Raw genomic sequence first — 22,021 nt, 5'->3', positions numbered from 1 at the left:
AGGAACCCCTATGAGCGACAACATAAAGCGCCGGATTCGAATCAGACCAGTCGAGGCCGATCAATGGCCACCAGCCCGGGTCTCTGTTGTCGTACCGTGTTACAACTACGCACGCTTCCTGCCAGGCGCGGTGACCAGCGCGCTCTCCCAGAAGGATATCGAGGTCGACGTGATAGTCGTCGACGACGCGTCCACCGATGGCTCCGCAGACGTCGCAAAGTCGCTGGCCACCAGCGACCCCCGCGTCCAGGTCATCCAAAACCGAACGAACATGGGTCCCGTCGACACATTCAACAACGGCCTGAAAGCCGTAACCGGCGAATTCATCGTTCGCCTCGACGCAGACGACATGTTGACGCCCGGCTCGTTGTCGCGGTCGGTCGCATTGGCGAGGCACTTTCCGACGGTCGGACTGGTCTACGGACATCCCGTGCACTTCATCGAGGACAATGGCAATAGCGAGGTGAAATCAATGTGGGGCAACCCTGAAATCATCTCTCCTGGAGCTACTCCCACCTATAGGGCCGATGTGCGGTCATGGACCGTCTGGCCGGGCATGTCGTGGCTCCGTGATCGGTGCAAGAACGGACTGAATGTGATCACCTCACCGGAGGTACTAATGCGGGCGTCGGTGGTGTTGCAGGTCGGCGGGCAGAAGCCTCTTCCTCATACGCACGACATGGAGATGTGGCTGAGAATGGCCACAGCATGTGACATTGGCCGTGTCGATGGTGCCGACCAGGCATGGCACCGCGACCACCCCCATAGCTTGTCTTCAGTTGTCTCGAGTGGCCTCCACGAATGGCGCATCCGCCAGGATGCCTTCGACGCCCTTCTCGCACGACCTGATCCGCCGTTCGACGAATCGGAAGCATTGCACGAAATGTCTCGGCGTGCGATTGCGTCGACAGTGTTGCGCCAGACGAGCCATTCGCTTGACCGGGGCCACGCCGTTCCTGGCGACATCATCAGCTCCGAACACTATGCTGCGGAACTGTATCCACAAGCGTCAGACCTCCCGACATGGCGCGGCCTCCAGAGACGTAAGCGACTCCAAACAGTGTTTCCCGTAAACAAGTCGCCGTACGTTGCCGCCGCTGTCGCCTGGAAGATGCTGGCAAACCACCGGGCAACACGTTGGCAGAAGTGGGGTATATGAACATGTCCGGTAAGACCCTGCCGCAGGTGCGCCGAAGAGCCACACAGCTCAGAACGCTGCTCGGAGAACGCGATGTCAAAGACATCACCCGGCGCGTGGCGCGACGCGCGTACAACGCAACCGGAGCGAGCGCACTCGAGTTCCCTCTCGACCCCGACGACGTGTGCGACTCACATGGCGTGCACTGGCCTTCCGTCGCGCCGCGAACCACGGGACCGAGCCTGACCATCGGATGGGTTCTGGTCCCGCCTGCCGGTAGCTCTGGGGGCCACACAACGATCTTCCGGATGGTCGAGGCTCTCGAGGCCGCAGGCCATCGGTGCATCATCTACCTCTACGAACGGCATTCGACACCCATCGAATACCACACTGGTGTGATCAGGCAGTTCTGGCCACAGATCAAGGCCGAAGTTGTCGACATCGCAGACGGTTTGAGCCAGTGCGACGGGTACTTCGCCACGTCATGGGAAACTGCACATGTGTTGGCCCGCAGAGGAACCGCGATCCCTGGACACAGATTCTACTTTGTACAGGACTACGAGCCCTTTTTCTACCCGCGCGGCTCCGAGAGCGCGTTGGCAGAGGACTCCTACAGATTCGGCTTCACGCACATCACCATCGGGCACATGGCCGGCGACCTTATCAGGCCATTCGGCCCGGTCGACGTACTCGAGTTCAGTTGCGACACTTCCGTATACAACATGACCAACAATGGAGACAGGAATGGCGTGGTGTTCTATGCGCGGCCCGACAACCCGCGCCGCGGCACTTCCCTTGCCGTGTTGGCACTCCGCCAGTTCCACCAACGGCACCCCGAACAGCCCATCCATGTTTTCGGGGACTCGATGCCGTCGCTACCGTTTCCGGCGTACAACCACGCTCGGACAAGCCCCCGCGAACTTGCTGAACTCTACAACCAATCAATCGGCGGGCTGGCCATGTCGTTCACCAACATCTCCTTGATTGTCGAAGAAATGCTGGCTTGCGGTGCAATCCCGATCGTCAACGACTCACCCTACGCGCGAGCAGATATGTCGAGTACTGCGGTCGGATGGGCAGCTCCAACACCACTGGGATTGGCGAATGCTCTTGCGACGGTGGTGCAAACGCCAGACTTTCGACGGCAGGCACTCGAGGCGTCTCAGTCGGTTCGCCTGGACAATTGGTCCTCGGCACGATCGACACTGGTTTCGATTGTGGAATCCGAGCTCCTCGCTTCCCCCCTCTCCTGACCGATCAGTTCGATCAGTTCGAGCGGGGAGGGTCGAACGCAGAGGCCGAACGCGACGCACTAACGTCGCTCGGCGGCCTCTCTTGCATTCCCTGATTCGGCTTCACCGTTGGATACGTGACCATTGATCGGTATCCAAGAGATGCCCGACTGCGGGGAACCGGAAGTCCTTGCCGGACCGACGTTCTTGGGATTCTCGTCAGCGCCGACCACCTGGGCAGAACGATGATTCTGGACAGCACGCGCGAGCGAAATCGCACCAAAGAGCAGCACCACACCGCCGATGCCCAACATCACTACGGTCCTCAGCCGACTCGACTTCTTTTCGATGGCAGATCCTGGCGGACCTACCGGCTGCGCAACCAGAAAATACTCGTTGTTCGCTCCTGCTCCCGATTGCATGAGGGCAAGTTGCTCCGAAAGGAGCGTGCCCAAGCGTTCAGAAGTAGCCACCGCCTTCTCTGCTGTGTCGGCGGTGGCGGTGATCCGAAGGATCTGGTTGCTCTGAATCTCGGTGGCCGTGGTCACTACGTACTGCACCGACAATCCCTCGCTTTTTAGAATCTCACCGATGTCGCGCGCACCCATTCTGGTCGAGACCACTTGAGCGGCAAGCGATGGATCCGATCGGAGGTACGGATTGTTGGACACCTCGGCAAGTGAGGGCTGAGCAGCAATCTGCTCTTCCGTAGGTGGTCCAGGATTAATGACCACGTAGGACGAAGTGGACTCGTAGGAGCGCGGTCCATACACAAACGCCACGCCACATCCGATCACGATGAGAACGACAAAAGGGATGGTGATCCACTTATACGTCCATAACAGCTTGAAGATTGCAAATGGATCCACGGCTATTCTCGTTCCTTTGAAACGGCAGCATTTCGGCGCACCGTTATTTCATCCTCAGCCGGTATCTCCACGTCGCTGTCCCAGGAGGGAGATCGATCGAGTGAGGGATTCTTCGCTACGTTCCACACCGTTCCGGACAGCCCCGCCACAAATGCGAAAAAAACGGTCACCATCGGAAAGGAGAATTCATCAAAGGTGGCGGCGGTGACTGCGGCGCCTACCGAGGCCCCCGCCACACAACCCGCCAGCGCACGCCAGCCTTCATCGTCACGGAAGTGGACTCCTGCGAGCACGCTCGCCAACGTCGGCAGCAAGAAGTAGGCGGCGAGTGCTATCACCCCGACCAGGCCCATCTCCACAGCAGTTTTCATGTACTGGTTATCGAGTATCCGGAGCGCGTTGTTAACAATGAACGTGCTGGGCCCCATTCCGAATACGGGCCGAGCCGTGACCATGGCCTCCACCAGCGGGTAGTTGTTCAATCGCGTTTGGATGGACGGATCGGTCGATCCCGCAGACGCGGTACCGATCAACGTGCCGACGAGGCCTGGAATGAAGGCAAAAAGCACCGCGAAAACGGCCGGTACTGCGAACAACGACCATCGGCGGACCACTCGGGGGAAAAGCGGAATAGCAAAGACCAGCGTCACGAGGATGCACAGCATCATCGATCGCGAAACCGAGAACACCGCGGCGGCGACGATGAGCGCGCACTGGACGACCGAGAACCACCTGTTGCGTCCCCAGTACAGCGCTTTCCAGACCGCAAACGGCAACATCATCCCCATCACGACACCGAGTTCAATCGGATTGAACGCGGTCCCGGCCACACGCACCAAGCCGTACCGCGGCTGAAAGGTGGTGACGCCGCCATTGTCGGACATACCGACCATCACTGACTCGATCCACATGACGGGATTGTCATGTGTGATGAATTGGTAAACAGCGACAGCGGCACAGAACGTCGCACCGCCGACCAAGGTCCGGACGAGCCCCATGACCGCCCCCTTGGACACGACCGTCTCCGCGATGGTGAAGACGATCCCCGTGATCCCCGCGATGCTCAGCATCCACCGATTGGCCCCTGCGACACCAGCCGGAGTCGCAGGACCTCCCGGCATCGCGATGTATGCCGCAACAGTTGCGAGCCACAGCAGACCGAGTCCGATGCGGGCGGGGTAGCGGAAGCGGAAGGGGTCGTGATCCCGGAACAGGACAGACGCCGCCCACGTCGCGAAGAGCAGGAGCGCCAGAATCATCGCCACGTACCCGCTGGCCCCGAGAGGACTGATGATCATGTTCGATGGGAAGACGAACATCGCGGCCGCGGTGAACAAGAGCAGCCACGGTGCCCGGTGCGCGCCGAGCTGCGCTGCAGCAAGTGTCGGTTGGGCCACTGAAATCCGCCTCGCGCTCCTTGAGATCACTTATATCGCCCAGCGCAATCCGGACGGAACCAAATCGATGGTTTATTAAGAGCCAGACTAGACCGAACGCGGCTGTCCCTCAACGAAGAAGATCGAACATACGACAAATCACGCCGACGTGATTCGATCGGGTTTGGATCCTTAAAAACCATCGACGCACGCCGATTGTCGTCTGTTCAAGCGATTCTCAACGCGCGCCAGGGATATAGAGTTGCCAGCGATCACCGAAGGATCCCTCGCAGACGAGTCCTTCATCGATGTTCTCGCGGTCGCTGATCGAGACCGCTTACTCGACCCTGAAGGCCTGCCGCCGAGATCTTCGGTCTGACGTGCCCGATCTACAGCCACGGGGGCTCTGCAGTGACGAAAAGGTCCGACCAACATCACTATCGGCGACGATCAGCAGGGTCTCGGGCAGCGTCGTTTCTGACCGCGGTGCTCGCAGCGTGCGCACTCGGTGTCTCCGGGTGCGCGTCACCGCCGTCTCCTCAAGACAACGGCCATCAAGACGACAGTAAGCCAATGGCTTTCGGAAGCAGTGGGGACGACGGCCCCCTCACGCTTCGTGCTGTCGACGGAGGGGCAGACTTCTACGGCCAGTTCACCAACGGCCTGCCGACCGACCCAGCGTTCTTCCCGTTGGGGGTATGGGCTGAATCGGTTGTTGACGAGACGGGTTGGCCACGCGACAAGGCCGCCGGCCTCAACACCTATGTCGCACCGGTGAGCGGAACCGACCTCAGCACCATCAAGAGAGCAGGTATGTACGCCATGCCGGGCTGGATCGAGACCACCGCACCGATCTCTGGCTATTCGGCATCTGATGAGGTCGATATGTGGGCCGGTCCAGGCGATGCTCCATGGACCGGCAACCAGCCCGGTCAAGGTGAAATATGCTCTCCATCAAAAGAACGATGCGGTTACACGGTCATGTCGGAAATCCTGAAGGATCTACCGCCCGGCACGATGTCCTACTCCAACTTTGGCAAAGGCGTGGCTTTCTGGGAAAGCGACGACGAAGCGGCGAAGTTTATCAATGACTTCGTCGATGTCGTCTCTATCGATACTTACTGGTTCACCGACACCAACATCTGCGGTATATCCGAAGGCGGGGCGATGTTCAAGGCAGGCAGGGATCTGACCACAGACGAATGCCGCCGCGCATTCAACTACGGAGCGAGCACCGAGCGGGTTCGCTCGTTGGTGAAACCTGCAGGAAGCAAACCGGTTTGGAACGTCATCGAAGTGGGTCACCCGGCCTCGGAAGCCGCTTCGCCTACGATAACCGGCCCCCAGATTCGGGCTGCAGTCTGGAGCAGCATCATCCACGGTGCACGTGGAATCGTCTATTTCAACCACAGCTTCGGGGGCGACTGTCCCACACAGCACGTCCTGCGAGACTGTTCCGAACCTTTGCCTGCGACAACCGCTGTCAACGCCCAGATCACTCGGTTGGCCCCTGTTCTCAACGCTCCCTTCGTCGACAACCTGGTAGACGCAGACCCCATCGTCGACGTATCCGTCAAGATGTACGACGGCAAGTTCTACTTGATAGCCGGATCGAGGACGAATACCGCAGCAACCGCGTCGATCAGGTTCCGGTGCGGGGATCCCGACAGTGCCATCGTCATCGACGAGAACCGACAGGTCGATATCACTGATGGAGTTCTGACAGACGACATCCAAGACGGCAACACCGTCCACATTTATCAAATACAAGGCGGAGATACCTGCGGGCTTGCAGGCTGACTACCGCCATCAGTTCCTCCACGTCGAGGGGCACACTCATCGTGCTGGTCGAAGGATCGTAAAGCCTTGCCACTCACCTTTTTCGATCAACATCTCACCACGCCTTCAGTCGCGAGGGAGATGTATGCGGCTGTTGTAGTCTCGTTCCAATGACACGCGCCTTCCAACCGCGCTCCTCGACGGGCGACGGAAATCAGCGCGACGTAAGTTCCTGCGTTCCAGACTGATTGCAGACCATGTGACAATGCCCTGCCTCACTGAGGCCGTAGGCGCCTGCGCCCCACAACGCCGTCCGAAACCACCCGATCCATGACATTGCCCGGGAGTACGACCGAACAACTCGTTCGACTCTGTTCAGATCGAACCTCGACGCCGGTCTCGCCGCCAGTACTGACCCAGATCGCAGCTCTGCAAACACCTGCGTCACAGCCATTGCCGATACGGTGGTATCGGCATCGAGGTAGAGGCGCGGCCACAGTGTCGCAGTTAGGTCGCCTAGGTTCAGCGCGCCAATTTTCGACGCCTCTTCCGCCTCCACGACAGCGATGCCCGCATACTCCCTGGCGGCCTCTGCGGTGTTGTCGGTGCATCCGCGCAGACCACAACGACCTCGATCGCACGATTCGCCGCCGCTACGGCCAGCGGTTCAAGGGTGCGGGGCCGATGACTGCGGCTTCATTGTGCGCCGGAATTATGACAGCGCCGGGTGCGCTACCACTGATTTCCGCTGGAACTGTTGCAGCTCTGGGTAGTTCATCCCATCGCGAGCTGTTGCAAAGAACCCCCAGGGTCCTTCGATGCTCGCTGTTTCTTGAACGCAACAGATCGCCGATCGCCACCGCGCCCCGATAGAACGCGGACCGCAGTACGCCGTGGTAGCGCCGAAAGTAGCGGACCCGGTTGACTGCCATCAGCGTTGACAATGCAGAAGAACTCCCCGATCCCGCGCCGCGGTGTGCCACCACTGCAGCCGGCTCGAACCAGACCACATACCCGGCCTCTCGAACCCGCCGAAGGAAGTCGACCTCTTCGGAGTACAGGAAGTATCGCTCGTCCCAGTCCCCCACGACCCGGTCGAGGTCGGCACGAATCAACAGCGCCGCCCCTGTCGCCCACTCGGCCTGGTGCGGGGACTCGTACTCCGCAGGATCCCACACCGTCTCTGACATCCACGCAGGTCGACGGGCGAAGTGACGTCCGAATGCGGCGTCTCCCAATGCGTTCCGAACAGTCGGCTCGGCACGCAACGACGGGTAGGTCTCGCCGTCTTCATCGACGATTCGCGGGATGATCACACCCGCATGGCTGTCGTGGAGTGCATCGAGCATCACCGCGACCGCACCCGGCTGTACCCGCAGATCTGGGTTCAGGACGAGAATCGCATGACAATCACCGACGTGTCTGCGCGCGACATTGATGCCACCTGCGTATCCGATGTTGGCACCGGCAGAAATCAAGATCACGTCGCCGTGTGCTGATACGAGTTCCACAGTGCGGTCGGATGAATCGTTGTCGACCACAACCACTCGGATCGAGTTCTTCCGAGCTTCGCATCGAAGGTCGGCGAGTAACCCACCAATGTCGTCGGCGCTGTTGTAGGTCACCACAACCACTGCGACGTCTGCAGGTCCTTCGGCACCGAGGAATTCACCGACATCAGTCACGACGCAGAACCCCCGGTTCGTTCGATCCCATCCCCATTGTGCCGATAAGTGCGTCCGCAGTCACCGCAGGTCAGATCATCGGGCAGGCGTTGCCCGCACATGCACGCCCATCCAATTCGCCTGCCCGGATTCCCGACTATAAATCCATGCGCCGGTACATCTGCGACGACAACAGCGCCGGCCCCGACAAAGGCGTGCTCACCAATTGTTGTTCCGCACACCACCACAACACCGGCGCCCAACGTCGCTCCGCGCCGTACCCGGGTTGACTCCAATGCTTCGTCGCCACGTTTGATGTGAGCGCGTGGACGCAGATCATTGGTGAAAACCACTGCAGGCCCGAGGAAGACATCGTCCTCGATGGTCACGCCGGCAAAGATGAGGACTCGGTTCTTGACGGTCACACGATCTCCCACGACCGCACCGGACTCGATGTAGGCGTGGTCGCAGACATTGCAGTCACGCCCGACCCGCGCCTCGCTCAGAATGTGCGCGAATGCCCAGACCCTCGTCCCCGCACCAACATCGCTACTTTCACACAACGCCTGCGGGTGTATCTGTACGCGGCTGTCACTGAGCAATGTCATATCGATCGCCTTCATGGGTGTCCACACCGCGCATTCGCGGTGTGGTCGGGCTGTATGTTTCCCGTTCGGAGCGTGTCCATCTGTATCGGGGGCGATCGGCGAAGTGAATTCGGGCGCAATCCGCGGCGAACCAACATAGCGGCACCTACTCGACATACGTCGACAAACCTCGCAAACCGGCCGACCCTGGTGTTCAGGGCGTCAAGGTACTCCTGGAGTTGCCGCTGAACTGCTTCATCCAACCCGTAGGCCGCCACCACTTCGCGTGAATACGTGCCCCGATACTCACGAAGTCGCGCACTCTCGAGTAGCGGCTCCAGGGCCGTGAGGAGTTCGGTTTTGCCAAGGCGCGTTCCGCTACCGACGCCATACCATCCACTCCACGAGAATTCGTCGATGGTCGCATGACTCAACGGCATGAAAAAGCCTCGTTCGCCTGCGATAACAACTGGTTTCCCAAAAGCCATGCCGTGCGCCAAGGAACTACCCGACGCCACCACCACGTCGGCAGCCGCATATGCAACTCGGCGATCGAGCAACTCTCCCGCCACAACAACCACTTCGCGTCCGGACCGCAGGTTGAACTCAGCCGCGCGTACCGAAGCCGACCCGAGCAGTGCACCTTCTCCGATCACCAGCAGTTGCACGGCTATGCCTTCCGCGGCTATGTCTCCAACAGTCTCGATCACCGTCATCAGGCTGGTGATGGACCGCTCGTTGTCGAGCGGTGTCACCAGCGCCACGAGCAATCCGTCGCTGTCGATATGACTGCGCTCCAGGAAGTTTCCGGTGGCTGCAGGTAGTCCGGGCGCATTCTCCGCCGTGTCCACCCACGGCTCCAGGACACCCACCCGTGTGAATCCTGCGATGCGCTTCTCCGCCGCCGCGCTCCTTGCTCCCATCAGGAGTGGAGCCGTGTGCGGCAAGATCGGAGACGAACCTCTCGAATGGATCGTGCCGACCACTGCCACCTCTCGGCGGCTCAGATTGGCGGCGAGGAATGCTTCAGATATTGCCTCCCACTCGAAAGCGTGGACGACATCAATCGACCGCTCCCGGATGACTTTCCGTAACCGTAGAATCGATTGAAGGGTGCTCTTCTCCTGACCACAAGGCATCAGAACCAGCTCAACATCGAGCTCACGAACCCGTTCGACCAACATCCCGGGGCAACCGATTACCGTGACCGAATGTCCGACGGCAGCCAATGCCCCTCCCAGTTCGACAGCGCTTCGCTGACTATCTCCGGAGCGGAGATTTTTGGGATAGACCAGTATTCGCATTCGATTCACCCTCGACGACGGTTCCCACGCCGGACATGCGGCGCAAAGGGCTGCCTCACCGGGTGCCGCCGACTATCAGCCCGAGACAGTCCGCAACGCACTCTTGCTGAGCGGTCGAGATGTGCGGAAACAAAGGCAGCGAGAGGATTTCGCGGGCCGCCTGCTCACTGACCGGGAACTGCCCGACTCGGTGACCCGCTCCGTACGCCCCGGTCAGATGAATCGGTGTCGGGTAGTGGATGCCCGCTCCGATTCCCGCGGCCCCGAGCCTCTCGAGTACCCGGTCACGACTGTCCACCCGCACCACGTACAGGTGCCACACATCCACATTGCCCGGGGCCGAAGTCGGCACGCGCACGCCCTCAACTCCCGCGAGAAGCTCTCCGTAGTGGTCGGCTGCGTTGCGCCGCAGTTTATTCCAACGCTCCAGATGTCCGAGCTTTGCGCCCAAGACCACAGCCTGGACGGCGTCAAGTCTTGAGTTCAAACCGATCACATCGTGCACGTACTTTTGCCGGCTCCCGTGGGCCGCGATGGTTCTGACGCGGTCCGCTACTGATTCGTCATTGGTCAGAACCGCACCCGCATCACCGGCTGCCCCGAGGTTCTTGCCAGGGTAAAAGCTTGTCCCGGCAGCGATCCCGGTGGTTCCGGCCGGCACCCCGTATCGACTTGCGCCCTGCGATTGCGCCGCATCCTCGATGATCGCCACATCGTGCCTGGCCGCCATGTCAACGAGCTTTTCAACAGGCGCACTCTGTCCGAACAGATGGACCGGGATGATTGCGCGAGTGCGCGTGGTGATCGCCGCCTCAACCTGCTCCGGATCGATCAGCAGGTATTGCGGGTCGACATCGACGAGTACCGGTGTCGCACCGGCTCGGCTCACGGCCTCTGCCGTGGCGATGAACGAGTTGGTGGGCAGGATCACCTCATCACCCGAACCGACTCCAGCTGCGCGCAGCGCGATCTCGATGGCATCGGTGCCATTGCCGACTCCGACGCAATGGCGCGCACCGGAGAACGCGGCGTATGCCGACTCGAAATCTGCCACCGGTCTGCCACCGATATACCCGGCGCTCTGCAGCAGGTCCTGGAGCTGGGGCATCACCTCGGCGGCGACGTCGTCGAACTGCGACACCAGATCCACAAAGGGCACTACGGTACGAGGGGCAAGTCGCTCTATTGTCATTCCCTGCTGTCTCCATGATTGATGGGATGTGCGGGGTTGCCCGCCCAGACCTCGTCGGCAGGCAGGTCGGTCAGCAACACCGAGCCCATACCCAGAACCGCACACGCCCCTACCCGGACGTTTTGTTTCACGGCGCTGTTCATACCCAGATACGCCGCTTCTCCCACCACCACAGATCCGCCGAGAGTTACTCCAGCACAGAGTGTCCCGAAGTCACCGACCTGGTTGTCGTGTGTGCAGACCACATGTGGCATCAGCACAGCGTGGCGCCCTATCGACACCGAGGCGGTGAGCACCGTGCCTGCCAGGAGGATGGCCCCTGTACCGACTGTGGAATCCGAAGGGACCCGAACATCCGGGGCGACAACGGTGGCATACCGCGCGCTGTTGATTCCCAGGCGAAACAGCCGCTCCACTATGCGCCTGCGCGACCGACCCGATCCGGTACACACCAAGAAGTCGGAATCGGCGTGCTCACCGGCCGAGTCGATCCCGCCGAGCACGGGCAGGCCGCCCATGTCAGTACCCTGCAGAGCCGGATTGTCATCCAGCAGACCGATCGGCTTGTACTCTGCCGAACCTTCGAGCAGTGCAATGACCTCCCTGGCAAGACCGCCTGCACCGACCAGGATCACCGATCGCATCAGGTCCCCCTGATCACATCCACGACCCGGAACAGGTCGTCAGAGGTCATCTGGTGGAACAGGGGCAAGATGAGCGTGGTGTCGGTCAACCGTTCGGTGACTGTCAGATCAGCGTGATCACGCCACGCATGCGCCGGCTGACGGTGCGCGGCCATGATTCCCCTGCGGGCCGAGATTCCCGCCGTTGCGAGTTCACCGAGTAGTTCATCACGGGAGTTGCGATGCCCGACACCGACTTCGATCCAGAACGATTGAAAGTTCGATCGCCCGCCGGCGGGGTCGGCCACGCAGCGCACACCGGCTATATCCGCGAGCGCATCTTGGTACATCCCCGCCATGACACGTCGGCGGGTCACCGTCTCGCCGAGCCGACCCAGTTGAACGATGCCGACCGCGGCCTGCAGGTCGGTCATCCGGTAGTTGAAGCCGACCTCGAGGTACTGCTCTGCCGGAGCCAGCACGCTCTGATGACGTTGTGTTGCACTGACACTCATCGCATGCTCGCGTAGCTTCCGGGCGCGGTCGGCCCAGTCCGGCCGGTTTGTGGTCAACATGCCACCTTCACCGGTGGTGAGCAGTTTGCGCGGATGAAACGACCACACCGCGATGTCGGCGTGCACACCCACCGAGCGGTTACGCAGGCGCGAACCCGCACCACACGCCGCATCCTCGATCACCGTGATACCGCGTGGTTCACACAGCGCTTTGATGGCGGCAATGTCGGCGGGTATGCCACCCTGATCAACGGCGATCACTGCGGTGGTTGCCAGTGTCAATGCGGCTTTGATGGTCGCGGGGGTCACATTGCCGGTGATCGGATCGACGTCGGCAAACACCGGGTTGGCGCCGACGTACGTAGGCGCATTTGCAGTCGCGACAAATGAGAATGACGGCACCACCACGTCGTCGCCGGGCTGCACACCTGCCACCACCATCGACAGATGCAGAGCCGCAGTGCAACTCGATACCGCGACCGCATTGCGGGAATCGACCGCCGCAGCGAAGCGGGTCTCGAACTCCGCGACCCGGGGGCCTTGCGCAACCCATCCGGATTCGAGGACCTCGGTCACCGCCGCGATCTCTTCCTCACCGAGGTAGGGCTGCATTACGTTGAGCCTGGTCACGGCGGTCATGAGGCCACCACTCTGCCGGCCGCGATGCTCTCGCGTTGAGGTTCCCACCACCGCACCAGCGCACGTAGTCCGTCTTCAACACCGACTTCCGTACTGAACCCGAGGTCACGCCGGGCCGCGGTGACGTCGGCGAGTCGCCGTGCCACCCCGTTCACGGCCCGCTCCGGACCATGCTCGACAGACAACGGGGAGTTCATGGCGCGCAACAGCGAATCGGCCAGCTCCAGCAGTGAGGTCTCGACACCGCTGGCGATGTTGTAGACGCCCTCATCGATATCACTGAGGGCGGCCAGGACATTCGCACGAGCGATGTCCTCGGTGTACGCAAAGTCCATCGTCTGCGATCCGTCACCGAAGATCAGCGGTGGAAGCCCATCCGCGATTCTCTCCATCCAGCGGACGAGGACCTCGGTGTACAGACCATGCACGTCCATCCGCGGCCCATACACATTGAAGTACCGCAGCGCGACGTACCTCATCCCGTACATGGCCCGAAAGCTGCGGAGCATGCCTTCGTTGAAACTCTTGGCTGCACCGTAAAACGTGTCGTTGTTGTGGTGATGGTGGCGTTCGCCTGTCGGGAACTGCTCTGCCATTCCGTACACCGAGGCGGACGACGCCGCGATCACCTTGTCCACACCGTGTGCAGCCGCCGCTTCCAGAACCGTGAAAGTCCCGTTGACCAGCACATCAAGCGCAAGCCGCGGCTCTTCGGCGCACTGGGTGATCCGGATCGCAGCTTGGTGGAACACCAGGTCGGCCCCCTTGGTCAGATCATTCACCAGGTCACGGTCGCGGAGATCGCCTACCACCAACTCGGTGCGCGGATCATCCAGGGCTACAGACAGATTCGCTTCCCGACCGCGAACCAGGTTGTCGAGAACCACAACCCGATCCACACCTTGATCCAACAACTGGTCGACGATGGTCGAGCCGATCGTGCCGGCACCGCCGGTCACCAGGACCGATGCGCCCTGCAATGCCGTCATGATGCGCTCCGGTAGGCGAGCGCGTTGTCGTAGTGACGCGGCGTGATCGGGCGACCACGGGCGGCCAGGCTTTCCGAGACCGCTTCGAGGACCGACAGCACCCGCAGGCCTGCCGCGCCGTCAGTCCGGGCCGTGCGCCCAGATCTGATCGCGTCGGCAAACTCTCCCACCATCGTCGCGAGTGCTTCTTTCTCGGTGAGCGCCGGAACTGTGATGTCTCCCAAGCGATACGAGACCCGCGCTGCCTGCCGTTCGTCTTCGGATCGGCCGAAGGCCAGGTCGACACCCCTGTCATGAACAGCTACGCGGCGTTGTGCGTCGAGATCATCCCACACAACAGTCCGATGACTGCCTCCGATGACCATCTGCCGAATCTTGGTGGGCGACAACCAGTTGACATTGATGTGGGCTGTCGATCCATCGATCATGGTCAGTGAGATGTGACCGACACATGCGTTGCCGACCCGAAGTGGATCAGCTCCGGTGGCACTCACCTCAACAGGGTTGAGCCCGCCAGGCAGAATGAAGTCGAGGATCGACAGGTCATGCGGCGCCAGATCCCAGAAGACATCGACATCCGGCTGTACCAGCCCCAGGTTGATTCGAGTCGAGTCGATGTACATGATGTTGCCGAGCGTGCCCGACCGCACGGCCTGAGCGATGTACTGCACCGCAGGCGTGTAGCAATAAGTGTGGTCGATCATCAGGACCCGGTCCGCTTCGCGAGCTGCCTCCACCATCAATCCCGCTTCGACCACACTGGGAGCCAGCGGCTTCTCCACCAACACATGTTTGCCGGCTTCGATCGCGGCCATCGCCAGCGATGCATGGGTCTGGGCCGGCGTCGCGATCGCGACGGCGTCGATGTCATCCCGCTCCAGGAGTCGCTCGAACGACGACTCCGACACCACCGTCGACCGCGGACCGATCACCGCGCGAGCACGCTGTTCGTCCAGGTCACACACGGCGACAAGATCCCAATCCGGTGATGCCCGAAAGTTGCGCACCAGGTTCGGGCCCCAGTAGCCGGCACCGACCACTGCCACGCCGAGTTGCTTCGTCATCGATTGCTCCTTGGTAGAACGCGCGGGGCGACCACCGAAGCAGCCGACGTGCACGCTCGACCGGGGCGGAGTCTCTCCGTCACCCGGTCGCGAACTTTGGGATCGCAACCCCGATTATGCGTCGGGTATTGCAAGAACCGCGAGCCAGATTCGAAACTGAATACGTTCAGACGATCCTTCTTATGATTAGTGCACGTAACTTTTGTAGGCAGAATGATTGAACTTCAACTTGAACACCTGGAGAAGCAGCTACCAAAGGCAATGACTCTCCATTTCAGTTCCGTTCCTGTGATGCAGATCTGAGCTTAACGTTCATTTAGAGACCATCAACTGATGATCGTCTATTGAAATTCGTAATCCCCAACTCAATCCCTTTTGAGAATTTATTGAAACGAACTTTTATCCCGATCCACCTGTAGCCCAATTGGACTATGTGGCCCGTCGAGCAATCAAAGGTAATTTCGCCAATATTCGATTCACTGTGGCAATCAGCATCCTGCGTCCACACCGGAAATTCGAACAGCGCAAGGGGTCCGAGAGTCATGTTGAACGAAGCGCACGCCGCACCGATCCAAAGCGACAGACCGTCTCTTGAGCTGGTCAACGGCACTTTCGAGAGCTGGTCGGCAGCGTATGTGCGACGGATCCGCTGGACCGACCTCACGCTGGTGCTCGGGGCGGTGGCCGGCGCAGTAATCGTCCGATTCTCCGGAAGTGGCGGATTGGGAATTGGACAACGCAACCATCTCCTCATCGAGACAATCGCGTTGTCCATTGCGTGGATTATCGCTTTGCGAACAACACAGAGTTCGGACAAACGAATTGTGGGATCCGGAGCGACAGAATACAGCCGGGTCGCCACTGCCTGCTTTATGACTTTCGGCTTTTTGGCAATCTTCGACCTCACATTCAAGATGGATATCGCCAGGGGTTTCGTAGCAGTCGCATTGCCATTCGGGACAATTGCTCTGCTTTCTGGCCGATGGGCGTGGCGCAAGAATCTGACTCACCAGCGCGCAAACGGAACGAATCTACAGCGAATACTCATAGTGGGCGATTCCGATTCTTCGATTCCATTGATCGACCGCATCGAAGACAATCCGATCTTGGGCTACAAGGTGGTCGGCCTGGTGAACACCAGGGACGCCTCGACCCCGAAGGGCCATTTCGGCTCGGCCGCGACGCCACTCGGACCCCGTCAACCCTCGGCCGTGGATCTTGTTGGCCTCACCACTGCCGTCAAGCAGACCGGCGCCACGACTGTCGCCGTGACATCTGCTTCCGCACTGGGCTATTCGGTGATGCGCGAGCTGTCCTGGGAGCTCGAGGCGATGGATGTCGACATGGTGGTGGCACCCGGCGTCACGGACATCGCGGGCCCCCGGATGATGGTGCGCCCGGTGGCCGGGCTGCCGATGGTGCACATCGACAAGCCGCGCTACGCCGGCGCAAACCGGTTCCTCAAAGCCGGCGTCGACCGACTCGGCGCCGGTACCCTGCTATTTCTCTTGGCCCCGGCGCTTCTCGTCTGCGCAATTGCGGTCAAATGCAGCTCACCCGGCCCAATCTTCTATCGGGCGGAACGTATCGGACTGGGCAACAAACCGTTCTTGATGTGGAAGTTCCGCAGCATGGTCGATGGTGCTGACCAGCAAAAAGCCGCATTGGTTGAAGCATCCGACGGAAACGGCGTCTTGTTCAAGATGCGTGTGGATCCCCGCGTCACTCGCGTCGGCGCCTTTCTGCGCCGGTACAGCCTCGATGAACTCCCCCAGCTGATCAATGTCCTGACCGGCGACATGAGCCTGGTCGGACCGCGACCGCCACTCCGTGAAGAGGTCGCGCAATACCGCGGCCCGGTGATCCGCAGAATGCTCGTTCGCCCCGGGATGACCGGACTGTGGCAGATCTCGGGGCGCTCGGAGCTGTCGTGGGACGAATCCGTACGCCTCGACCTTCTCTACGTCGAGAACTGGTCGATCATGCAGGACCTCCTAATCCTTTGGCGCACATTGCATGCCGTCATCAGAAGCCAAGGCGCGTACTAACCGAACCACCCCCGACTCGACCCGATTTTCAGGAGAGCGACGATGCACTCAGAAACAACTCTGGCACCGCAGACCGTAACGATGATGGTCGGCGGAGTCCCTGTCGACCTATGCACGGAAGATCTGGTGCTCGATGCGGTGCAGAGACGTCTGAGCGGTCCGCAGAAAACCCCGCTGGCAATCGGATCGGTCAACCTCGATCACTTACATCACTTCACCTCCCCCGGTGGCTTACGCCTCGACCACCCGGATCGCCACGGTGATGACGGCGTCGACTGGGTGCTACTCGCAGACGGAGCCCCCATCGTTGCCCGCGCGACGAAGTTGACGGGGCGCCCCTGGCCTCGACTCACGGGCGCAGACCTGCTGCCGTCGATACTCCACTTAGCAGAGCAGGCTGGCAGCCGCGTCGGCTTTTACGGCGGTTACACCAACCTCCACCTCGAGCTGGATTCGCGAATCAAACAGGATTTCCCCGGTTTGAGTGCAGTTCACTATTGGTCGCCCGACCGCGCCGACCTCAACGATCCACGCAGCTGCCTACGTGATGCCAACGAGATCCGGTCCGCCGGAATCGATGTACTCGTGGTTGGGTTGGGCAAACCACGTCAAGAAATGTGGATTGAGCACTTCGGCACTCTCACAGGGTGCGGCGCGCTGCTGGCCTTCGGCGCTGCGGCCGACTTCCTTGCCGGCACCGCCCAGCGAGCACCAGTCCAACTCCAGCGTCTTGGCCTCGAGTGGCTTCATCGACTGGGCTCCGATCCACGGCGGCTGGCGCGTCGCTACCTGATCGAAGGTCCGCCTGAGCTACTTACGCTGCGTCGAGCAGAAGTGGCTCAGGAGTTCCGCTCAGTTGTCGCCAACACGACGAAAGCAGTGTCACTTCCGGTCTCGGGAGGGGGCGGACAACTCGGGTGTTCGAATCACGCCAGTGAGCTAGGCGCGGAGCGGCCCCTGGCGCAAATGCCAACGGTTTCGACAGGTGGCGCCGCGCTCGGCGCAGTCATCGTACCGGCGCACAATGAGTCCGCGGTTATCAGAAGGACCCTCGAACCATTGGCACTCGCAGCAGCAAGCGGCGCGATCGAGCTGATTGTGGTGTGCAACGGATGCACTGACGGCACCGCTGACGCCGCCAGAACCTATGCCGGAGTCACTGTCGTAGAGATTGAACAAGCATCGAAGACCACGGCGCTGAATCTTGGTGACGCAACTGCCACCCTATGGCCCCGTCTCTACCTTGATGCCGACACCACAATCACGATGACCGCTGTCGCTCAGGTATTCGCAAAACTCCGATCCGGTGATGTGCTGGCGGCACGACCATCGTCGGAGTTCGACGTGGCCGGTGCCGACGCATTCGTAAGGTCGTACTACCGGGCTCGATCACGGATTTCCTGGTTCCGGACTGCGCTGTGGGGTGCAGGTGCCTACGGTCTGAGTGAGGCAGGTCATCGCCAAATCGGCGAATTCCCCGCGTTGACCGGCGATGATCTATGGGTGGATGCTCAGTTCAATGCGACTGAGAAGACCGTCGTCGATACAGAACCGACTGCCGTGGCCGTTCCACGAGATCTGGACAGCTTGCTGCACATGCTGCAGCGCGTGTATCGGGGGAAAGCGGAAGTGGCTGAAGCTCCTAACGCCGGGCGGACGCTGCGCGCCGTGCTCGCTTCGATACGCGGTCCTCGATCAGCTTGGGATTCTGGTATCTATGTTGCGCTGACCGTTATTGCCAGGCGACGTACCGGGCGCACACGCACCGTCTCGTGGGAACGGGACGACAGCAGTCGCGTACCGGTCGCCGCATGACGCCACCCTGATGTGGTGATGGTTGTCTGATTCGGAGCACACGCTTTCGCCAATCAGTGCTCCGGTCCGATTCGCCGAACTCCACCTCTTGAACTGCGGTTCGGGCTGGTGACAGCTAAGATAATTCTTGGCCAGCTCAAGAACATGGGCGTGAGTTCATCCCGAACCGGCAAATAGACGTTCTGTCTGTTCAGGCAGACTTGAACCAGTAGGTCCCACCAATGGAGGCTTTCGCAATTTCTCACCGTGTGACCCATGGATGAGACGCGCGAGCTTGCCCGAATTGGAGTCGTGGAAGATTTCGCGACCACCCGGCGGGGTCTGGTGACGATCATCAATCAGGCAGCCGGATTGTCGGTGGTGGCTGATGCTCCGACGGTGGCGAAACTCATCGACCAGGGCGAACCGATCGATCTCGCTCTCCTCGACCTTCGGCTTTCCGATGATTCGAGGCCGCGCAGCAATATCGAGCAGCTGCGCAGCGTCACCGAAAATATCTTGATCTTCACGTCTGCGTCCGAGCCATTCCTGATCCGCGAAGCTCTCACCGCGGGGGTGCTCGGCATCCTGCGAAAATCAGTCGACGTAGAAGAGCTCATCAGCGCGATCCGATCGGCACTGTCCGGCGTGGTGGTTCCCACCATGGAATGGGCCACCGCCATCGACTCCGATCCCAATCTCGCTGCGGTCAACCTCAGCCCCAGACAGCGTCAGATTCTCGAGCTGTACGCCGCGGGTGAGCCTGCAACGCGGGTGGCCGCGATCACCGGCCTGTCGGCCGAGACCGTGAACTCGTACGTAGGGCGGATCAAACAAAAGTATTCCGAGGCAGGTCGGCCGGCACCCACGAAGACCGATCTGTACAAACGGGCACTGGAGGACGGATGGCTACCAATGCCGCGGCGCTTTCGCCGCTGAGATCGGTAACGCCGGAGTCGCCAACTCCGACATCGGCCGGCGATCTCACAGCCCGACAGGTCAGCCGGTTCGGGTCGATCGCGATGTGCCTTTACCCGCTGCTGCTGATCACCCCCATCAGATCTCTCTCGGAAGTCGTCCCGACGTGGTGGACCATCACCGCGTTGACATTCATCGTCGCGCCCGCAGCAGCGATGTTCGTCTACACATTCATCCCCGACAGCCGCTGGACATATCGTGCGGCGTGGGCGGTGTCGATCTCCTACGTCGTCGTCTTCGCGTCGTTCCCCTTCGTGTGGAACGGCCTACCGACCGACGATGGGAGCGGCGCCTGGCTGACACCGATCGCCGGCGTCGCCAGTGTCGCGGCTGTGGTTGTGATGCCGCTCCCTGCGGCGACCGTCTACTTCCTGGTGTCCGTGACGGCAACCCGCCTGATCAGCGCCTCCGTGGCGGAGCGAACCAGCGCCACCGAGTTCGTCACCGACCTCGCCTGGGGGCTGTTCGTCGCAGCGGTCCCATTTACCATCGCAATCATTGCCTTGCAGACCGGCAGGCTTCGCGATCGCGCCCAGGTACGCGCAAAAGCCCGCGCGGAAGCCAACGCCGCTGAGCAGAGTCGACGACGTGAACGCGCACGATTGGATGCGATCACCCACGATCGCGTCATGTCGATCATGTGGGCCGCGTCCCGCGAGGGCACCAACGTCGAACTGCAGAGCCAGGCCCTCGCCACCCTGAAGCAACTCGATGACCTCCGAGCCGATGACGATCTACAGCGCGCCATGACTCCAACCGAGGTGATTTCCGAGGCCGAATCCGCCGCCGAGGTCGTGGACCCGGGCTCACAGGTGCACAACACCGCAGCGATCGAAGCATCGACGACGTATCCACAGGACGCCGTGCACGCGATGATGGCAGCCATGTCCGAGGCGCTGCACAACAGTGTCCGGCACGCCGGTCCTGACGCCAAGCGCTCGGTCCTGTTGACGATGGGTACGACCTCGCTGACCATCGACATCTCGGACAATGGGATCGGCTTTGACGAAAGCCTCGTCCCCTCCGATCGTTTGGGTATTGCGCTGTCGATTCGTGGGCGGCTGGAACAGATCTCGGGCGGATCGGCGACAATCAGCTCGAAGCCCGGCGACGGTACCCACGTGGTATTGACCTGGCGGCGACCGACATGACCACCCGAATCTTCGTCGGCCTGGCGTTTCTCAGTTTTGTCGCGGTCACGGCCTTTGTTGCCTTCGGCAGCCTGCCCGCCGACGGCGCTGTGTGGCCGGTCATCGTGACACTGGGGTTCCTCTGCATCTGTGCAGGCGCAATCACCTTCGGGCACAAGGACCCACTTGAGCTCCGGTTCACGGCCATCGCTTGCCTGGCACTGCCGGCCGCCGTGCTCACATTCCTGATCGCGGAACCTCAGGTCATCGAAAGCAGCCGTCCACCTTGGCTTTTGAGCTCTGTCGCCATACTGTGCGTCATACTCTGCCTTCGTGGACGAATCCTGCTCTCCTGGTCCAGCTTTGCAAGCTGCTACGTCCTCATCATCGCGTGGTCCGCAATATATTCCGAGGGACGCCCGGACCTTGTTCTGATGATGCTGCTACCGGTCCGACTGTTCGTCGGAACAGCATTCGCATTGGTCCTGCGCCATTCGATTCTCGCCATCGAGGCAATGAACCGCGCAGAGTCCGAGGAAGCGGCCCGAGCAGCTGCTGCCGGCGCCGCCCGTGAAGAACGCATGTCCCGGCTCTCCGACCTCGAAACGATGGTCCGGCCGATGCTCACGCGCATCGCCGAGGGACAGCAGCTTTCCGACGCAGACAAGAGAACCTGCGCGCTGCTCGAGGGTCAGCTCCGCGATCAGATACAGGCGGCAGAGCTGACGAACGCTGCGGTCGCCGGCAATGTGCGTGCCGCCCGGCGCCGAGGCGTCGACGTTGTGATGATCGATGACGGCGGGCTCACCTACACATCGCCCGCGGTCCACCAGCGGGTCACGCAGCATGTGAATGCGGTGCTCCACACCTCCGATGGTGGGCACCTACGAATCCGCGTCCTACCTCCTGGAAGATCGAATTTGATTTCGATCTATCGCAGCGACGAAAAGTCTGGCACGATGAGGATTGATCTTGACGTGCATGGAGATCCGGCCTCCGACCTTGCTAGCTAGCAACGGTAACGATGAGGCATTTTTGGTGTAACCAAAAGATGTGGCTACCCGAACGTCGCCAATCATAAGAAGATCATCCTGGGCCGG

18 protein-coding genes are annotated in these 22,021 nt (G+C 60.9%); 8 read left to right on the top strand and 10 right to left on the bottom strand.

Features of this window, described 5'->3' with window-relative positions:
* The first annotated feature begins 10 nt into the window (after window positions 1-10).
* Together AC1TPF_RS07805 and AC1TPF_RS07800 are read left to right on the top strand one after the other, a co-directional pair.
* Complete coding sequence (locus tag AC1TPF_RS07805) at window positions 11-1,159, top strand: glycosyltransferase family 2 protein (protein ID WP_482143362.1); 1,149 nt, start codon at window positions 11-13, stop codon at window positions 1,157-1,159.
* The gene (locus tag AC1TPF_RS07800; protein ID WP_482144055.1) at window positions 1,156-2,391 is read left to right on the top strand and encodes a rhamnosyltransferase WsaF family glycosyltransferase; all 1,236 of its coding nucleotides are present in this window, start codon (window positions 1,156-1,158) and stop codon (window positions 2,389-2,391) included. Before AC1TPF_RS07805 ends, AC1TPF_RS07800 begins: the two co-directional genes overlap by 4 nt.
* A 59-nt stretch (window positions 2,392-2,450) precedes the next feature.
* On the opposite strand, the gene AC1TPF_RS07795 is transcribed toward AC1TPF_RS07800, so the two are convergent.
* Window positions 2,451-3,239 (bottom strand): YveK family protein, encoded by a 789-nt coding sequence (locus AC1TPF_RS07795; protein ID WP_482143361.1) that lies wholly within the window; start codon window positions 3,237-3,239, stop codon window positions 2,451-2,453.
* Window positions 3,240-3,241: 2 nt separating this feature from the next.
* Complete coding sequence (locus AC1TPF_RS07790; RefSeq protein ID WP_482143360.1) at window positions 3,242-4,636, bottom strand: O-antigen ligase family protein; 1,395 nt, start codon at window positions 4,634-4,636, stop codon at window positions 3,242-3,244.
* Between the two features lie 552 nt (window positions 4,637-5,188).
* Here AC1TPF_RS07790 and AC1TPF_RS07785 point away from each other — a divergent pair.
* Complete coding sequence (locus tag AC1TPF_RS07785; protein WP_482143359.1) at window positions 5,189-6,415, top strand: hypothetical protein; 1,227 nt, start codon at window positions 5,189-5,191, stop codon at window positions 6,413-6,415.
* 632 nt (window positions 6,416-7,047) lie between these two features.
* Here AC1TPF_RS07785 and AC1TPF_RS07780 read toward each other — a convergent pair.
* The 8 genes from AC1TPF_RS07780 to AC1TPF_RS07745 are packed head-to-tail and all read right to left on the bottom strand — an operon-like array spanning window position 7,048 to window position 14,971.
* A complete protein-coding gene (locus AC1TPF_RS07780; RefSeq protein ID WP_482143357.1) occupies window positions 7,048-8,079 on the bottom strand; it encodes a glycosyltransferase family 2 protein in 1,032 nt (343 codons plus the stop codon).
* On the bottom strand, window positions 8,076-8,666 hold the full coding sequence (locus tag AC1TPF_RS07775) for an acyltransferase (RefSeq protein ID WP_482143356.1): 591 nt from the start codon (window positions 8,664-8,666) through the stop codon (window positions 8,076-8,078). The genes AC1TPF_RS07780 and AC1TPF_RS07775 overlap by 4 nt, the downstream gene beginning before the upstream one ends.
* Before the next feature lie 11 nt (window positions 8,667-8,677).
* A complete protein-coding gene (locus AC1TPF_RS07770) occupies window positions 8,678-9,949 on the bottom strand; it encodes a glycosyltransferase (RefSeq protein WP_482143354.1) in 1,272 nt (423 codons plus the stop codon).
* 55 nt (window positions 9,950-10,004) lie between these two features.
* Complete coding sequence (locus AC1TPF_RS07765) at window positions 10,005-11,141, bottom strand: DegT/DnrJ/EryC1/StrS family aminotransferase (protein WP_482143353.1); 1,137 nt, start codon at window positions 11,139-11,141, stop codon at window positions 10,005-10,007.
* Complete coding sequence (locus tag AC1TPF_RS07760) at window positions 11,138-11,785, bottom strand: acetyltransferase (protein ID WP_482143352.1); 648 nt, start codon at window positions 11,783-11,785, stop codon at window positions 11,138-11,140. The genes AC1TPF_RS07765 and AC1TPF_RS07760 overlap by 4 nt, the downstream gene beginning before the upstream one ends.
* Window positions 11,785-12,918 (bottom strand): DegT/DnrJ/EryC1/StrS family aminotransferase, encoded by a 1,134-nt coding sequence (locus tag AC1TPF_RS07755; RefSeq protein WP_482143350.1) that lies wholly within the window; start codon window positions 12,916-12,918, stop codon window positions 11,785-11,787. Before AC1TPF_RS07755 ends, AC1TPF_RS07760 begins: the two co-directional genes overlap by 1 nt.
* Window positions 12,915-13,907 carry an NAD-dependent epimerase/dehydratase family protein gene (locus tag AC1TPF_RS07750; protein WP_482143348.1) on the bottom strand — a complete coding sequence of 331 codons (993 nt, stop codon included), beginning with the start codon at window positions 13,905-13,907 and terminating at the stop codon, window positions 12,915-12,917. Before AC1TPF_RS07750 ends, AC1TPF_RS07755 begins: the two co-directional genes overlap by 4 nt.
* Entirely contained in the window at window positions 13,904-14,971 is a 1,068-nt protein-coding gene (locus tag AC1TPF_RS07745; protein WP_482143347.1) for a Gfo/Idh/MocA family protein, read from the bottom strand. Before AC1TPF_RS07745 ends, AC1TPF_RS07750 begins: the two co-directional genes overlap by 4 nt.
* 542 nt (window positions 14,972-15,513) lie before the next feature.
* Between AC1TPF_RS07745 and AC1TPF_RS07740 the strand changes: the two genes are divergently transcribed.
* The 5 genes from AC1TPF_RS07740 (at window position 15,514) to AC1TPF_RS07720 (ending at window position 21,934) form a co-directional block, all read left to right on the top strand.
* Window positions 15,514-17,019, top strand: a complete 1,506-nt coding sequence (locus AC1TPF_RS07740) for a sugar transferase (protein ID WP_482143346.1) — start codon at window positions 15,514-15,516, stop codon at window positions 17,017-17,019.
* A gap of 42 nt (window positions 17,020-17,061) precedes the next feature.
* The gene (locus AC1TPF_RS07735) at window positions 17,062-18,834 is read left to right on the top strand and encodes a WecB/TagA/CpsF family glycosyltransferase (protein WP_482143344.1); all 1,773 of its coding nucleotides are present in this window, start codon (window positions 17,062-17,064) and stop codon (window positions 18,832-18,834) included.
* A gap of 255 nt (window positions 18,835-19,089) precedes the next feature.
* Window positions 19,090-19,752, top strand: coding sequence for a response regulator transcription factor (locus AC1TPF_RS07730; protein ID WP_482135705.1), 663 nt, complete (start codon window positions 19,090-19,092; stop codon window positions 19,750-19,752).
* Window positions 19,719-20,942, top strand: coding sequence for a sensor histidine kinase (locus tag AC1TPF_RS07725; protein ID WP_482143343.1), 1,224 nt, complete (start codon window positions 19,719-19,721; stop codon window positions 20,940-20,942). The genes AC1TPF_RS07730 and AC1TPF_RS07725 overlap by 34 nt, the downstream gene beginning before the upstream one ends.
* Complete coding sequence (locus AC1TPF_RS07720; protein ID WP_482143341.1) at window positions 20,939-21,934, top strand: hypothetical protein; 996 nt, start codon at window positions 20,939-20,941, stop codon at window positions 21,932-21,934. Before AC1TPF_RS07725 ends, AC1TPF_RS07720 begins: the two co-directional genes overlap by 4 nt.
* The last annotated feature ends 87 nt before the right edge of the window (window positions 21,935-22,021 follow it).

The organism is Williamsia sp. Y853, from assembly GCF_056786495.1.
The sequence above is the reverse complement of the archived record's forward strand: the minus strand, read 5'-3'. Positions and strand labels throughout refer to the sequence as shown.

Bases quoted from the DNA above. Each gene is read 5' to 3' on its own strand.
- AC1TPF_RS07805 (WP_482143362.1), top strand. From the start codon at position 11: ATGAGCGACAACATAAAGCGCCGGATTCGAATCAGACCAGTCGAGGCC.
- AC1TPF_RS07800 (WP_482144055.1), top strand. From the start codon at position 1,156: ATGAACATGTCCGGTAAGACCCTGCCGCAGGTGCGCCGAAGAGCCACA.
- AC1TPF_RS07785 (WP_482143359.1), top strand. From the start codon at position 5,189: ATGGCTTTCGGAAGCAGTGGGGACGACGGCCCCCTCACGCTTCGTGCT.
- AC1TPF_RS07775 (WP_482143356.1), bottom strand. From the start codon at position 8,666: ATGACATTGCTCAGTGACAGCCGCGTACAGATACACCCGCAGGCGTTG.
- AC1TPF_RS07770 (WP_482143354.1), bottom strand. From the start codon at position 9,949: ATGCGAATACTGGTCTATCCCAAAAATCTCCGCTCCGGAGATAGTCAG.
- AC1TPF_RS07765 (WP_482143353.1), bottom strand. From the start codon at position 11,141: ATGACAATAGAGCGACTTGCCCCTCGTACCGTAGTGCCCTTTGTGGAT.
- AC1TPF_RS07760 (WP_482143352.1), bottom strand. From the start codon at position 11,785: ATGCGATCGGTGATCCTGGTCGGTGCAGGCGGTCTTGCCAGGGAGGTC.
- AC1TPF_RS07755 (WP_482143350.1), bottom strand. From the start codon at position 12,918: ATGACCGCCGTGACCAGGCTCAACGTAATGCAGCCCTACCTCGGTGAG.
- AC1TPF_RS07750 (WP_482143348.1), bottom strand. From the start codon at position 13,907: ATGACGGCATTGCAGGGCGCATCGGTCCTGGTGACCGGCGGTGCCGGC.
- AC1TPF_RS07745 (WP_482143347.1), bottom strand. From the start codon at position 14,971: ATGACGAAGCAACTCGGCGTGGCAGTGGTCGGTGCCGGCTACTGGGGC.
- AC1TPF_RS07740 (WP_482143346.1), top strand. From the start codon at position 15,514: ATGTTGAACGAAGCGCACGCCGCACCGATCCAAAGCGACAGACCGTCT.
- AC1TPF_RS07735 (WP_482143344.1), top strand. From the start codon at position 17,062: ATGCACTCAGAAACAACTCTGGCACCGCAGACCGTAACGATGATGGTC.
- AC1TPF_RS07730 (WP_482135705.1), top strand. From the start codon at position 19,090: ATGGATGAGACGCGCGAGCTTGCCCGAATTGGAGTCGTGGAAGATTTC.
- AC1TPF_RS07725 (WP_482143343.1), top strand. From the start codon at position 19,719: ATGGCTACCAATGCCGCGGCGCTTTCGCCGCTGAGATCGGTAACGCCG.
- AC1TPF_RS07720 (WP_482143341.1), top strand. From the start codon at position 20,939: ATGACCACCCGAATCTTCGTCGGCCTGGCGTTTCTCAGTTTTGTCGCG.